The following is a 2,531-nucleotide window of genomic DNA, read 5'->3' as shown; positions in this document are numbered from 1 at the left end:
GGTTCACGAATTTTTAACCCGTTTGCTATTGCGATGCAACATGTGCCGCCCGTGGCGGTGCCCCGCCCGGCACGGTCGATGGCCGCCGTTGCCCGGTAGAATCGGCGGTTTCCCGTGCTGAGCCGTGCCCACGCCATGACCGACGCCTCCTCCGCCCTGACCCGCCACTATGCCGAGGAACTGGACGCCATCCGCGCCCAGGGCCTGTTCAAGTCCGAGCGGATCATCACCAGCCCGCAGTCGGCCGAGATCACCCTCGACGACGGCCGCAAGGTGCTGAACTTCTGTGCCAACAACTACCTCGGCCTGGCCGACCATCCGGACCTGATCCAGGCCGCCAAGGATGCGCTGGATACCCACGGCTTCGGCATGGCCTCGGTGCGCTTCATCTGCGGCACCCAGGACCTGCACAAGCAGCTGGAGAAGCAGATCGCCGACTTCTTCGGCAAGCAGGACACCATCCTGTATGCGGCCTGCTTCGACGCCAACGGCGGCCTGTTCGAACCGCTGCTCGGCGAGAACGACGCGATCATTTCCGATGCGCTGAACCATGCTTCGATCATCGACGGCGTGCGCCTGTGCAAGGCCAAGCGCTTCCGCTACGCCAACTGCGACATGGCCGACCTGGAAGCGCAGCTGCAGGCCGCCGATGCCGCCGGCTGCAAGACCAAGCTGATCACCACCGACGGCGTGTTCTCGATGGACGGCTTCATCGCGCCGCTGGACGAAATCACCGCGCTGGCGAAGAAGTACAACGCGCTGGTGCACATCGATGAGTGCCACGCCACCGGCTTCCTCGGTGCCACCGGCCGCGGTTCGGCCGAGGTCAAGGGCGTGCTGGAGAAGATCGACATCATCACCGGCACCCTGGGCAAGGCCATGGGTGGTGCGCTGGGTGGCTTCACCTGCGCCAGCGCCGAGGTGATCGAACTGCTGCGCCAGCGTTCGCGCCCCTACCTGTTCTCCAACTCGCTGCCACCGCACGTGGTCGCCGCCGGCATCAAGGCGTTCGAGATGCTGGCCGCCGCCGATGACCTGCGCGACACCCTGGTGGAGAACACCCGCCACTTCCGCGAGAAGATGGTCGCCGCCGGTTTCGACATGAAGCCGGGCGTGCATCCGATCAGCCCGGTGATGCTGTACGACGCACCGCTGGCGCAGAAGTTCGCCGAGCGCCTGCTGGAAGAAGGCATCTACGCGATCGGCTTCTTCTTCCCGGTGGTGCCCAAGGGCCAGGCGCGCATCCGTACCCAGATCAGTGCCGCGCACACCCGCGAACAGCTGGACCGCGCGATCGATGCGTTCACCCGCATTGGCGTCGAGCTGGGCGTGATCAAGGGTTGATCCCAGCGGTCAAAGCGTGCCGACCAAGGTCGGCACCTATCGGAGCTTGAGGGCGTGCCGACCGAGGTCGGCACCTTCCCGGCATCACTTCTTTTTCTTCTTGCCCTTCGGCTCGTCCTTGCTGGCCACCACCACCGGCTTGGCGGCAGCGTCCTGCGCGTTGCCCTTGGCCACGCGGATGCCGTTGGCCTTCATCCAGGCATCGAACTCGTCGGCGGTCATCTTCTGGTCGCCGTTGCTCATCATGAAGCGGTAACTGCCGCGACCATCCAGCTCCGGGGTCTTCACTTCCACCACCGGGGTCTCGGCCGGCGTTTCCGCCTTGGCCACCTTTTTGTGGCCGCCGCACGCGGTCAGCAGCACCATCGGCAGCAGCAGGCCTGCGCAGCGCAGGGTTTGATTGAGGGTCGGGTGGTACATGGGCAGGCTCCGTTCGGGAAATTCAACAACCAGGCGCCCCCTAGGCCTGGAACGGTGGCCGGCAGCTGCCGGCCGCGGGCGATGATCAGCCCGGTGCAGCGGCCCCCAGCCGCTGCTGGTCGCTGACCTCCAGCACCCGCCACTGCCCCTTGCCGAGATCGCCGAGCTGCAGCCCACCGATCGCGACCCGGACCAGGCGCAGCACCTGCAGGTCGAAGGCCGCCAGCAGGCGGCGGATGTGGCGGTTGCGGCCCTCGTCGAGGACCACCTCCAGCCACGCGGTCTTGTCGCCGCTGCGCAGCACGCACACGGCCTGGGCGACGAGGAATTCGCCCTCGTCCTCGACACCGGCGCGCAGCGCAGCCAAGGTGTCCTCGTCGGGCAGGCGGTCCACCTGCACGTGGTAGGTCTTCTGCGGGCCGGTTTCCGGATCGGTCAGGCGCGCGGCCCACTGCGGATCGTTGCTGAACAGCAACAGCCCCTCGCTGGCCTTGTCCAACCGCCCGACCGGTGCGATCCACGGCAGGCCTGCGCCATCGAAGCAGCGATAGACGGTGTCGCGGCCACGCTCGTCCTGCACGGTTGTCACCACCCCGCGCGGCTTGTTGAGCATCAGGTACAGGCGCTGCGGCGCGCCCAACGGCTGGCCGTCGACCTCGATCGGCGGCGCCGGCTGTGCAATCGGAAACTCGGGGTCACGGACGATGCGCCCGGACACGCGTACGCGGCCATCGGCGATCCAGCGCGCGGCCTCGCTGCGCGAGCAC

The 2,531-nt window shown here is 67.2% G+C and carries 3 protein-coding genes; 1 reads left to right on the top strand and 2 read right to left on the bottom strand.

Annotation, left to right across the window (positions count from 1 at the left end):
- Positions 1-135: 135 nt before the first annotated feature.
- Entirely contained in the window at positions 136-1,344 is a 1,209-nt protein-coding gene (gene kbl, locus QRO91_RS22280) for a glycine C-acetyltransferase (RefSeq protein WP_049430327.1), read from the top strand.
- Between the two features lie 84 nt (positions 1,345-1,428).
- On the opposite strand, the gene QRO91_RS22275 is transcribed toward kbl, so the two are convergent.
- Both QRO91_RS22275 and QRO91_RS22270 read right to left on the bottom strand, forming a co-directional pair.
- Positions 1,429-1,764: a hypothetical protein gene (locus QRO91_RS22275; RefSeq protein ID WP_049430329.1), complete on the bottom strand. Its 336-nt coding sequence runs from the start codon at positions 1,762-1,764 to the stop codon at positions 1,429-1,431.
- Between the two features lie 85 nt (positions 1,765-1,849).
- Positions 1,850-2,531 (bottom strand): pseudouridine synthase (locus QRO91_RS22270; RefSeq protein ID WP_285310585.1); only part of this gene is annotated, 682 nt, incomplete at its 5' end.

The organism is Stenotrophomonas maltophilia group sp. Smal32, assembly GCF_030237085.1.
Taxonomy (GTDB): Bacteria; Pseudomonadota; Gammaproteobacteria; order Xanthomonadales; family Xanthomonadaceae; genus Stenotrophomonas; species Stenotrophomonas maltophilia_Q.
This window is presented reverse-complemented; position numbering and strand designations above follow the sequence as displayed.

Coding starts and splice junctions, on each gene's coding strand:
- kbl (WP_049430327.1), top strand. CDS start 136: ATGACCGACGCCTCCTCCGCCCTGACCCGCCACTATGCCGAGGAACTG.
- QRO91_RS22275 (WP_049430329.1), bottom strand. CDS start 1,764: ATGTACCACCCGACCCTCAATCAAACCCTGCGCTGCGCAGGCCTGCTG.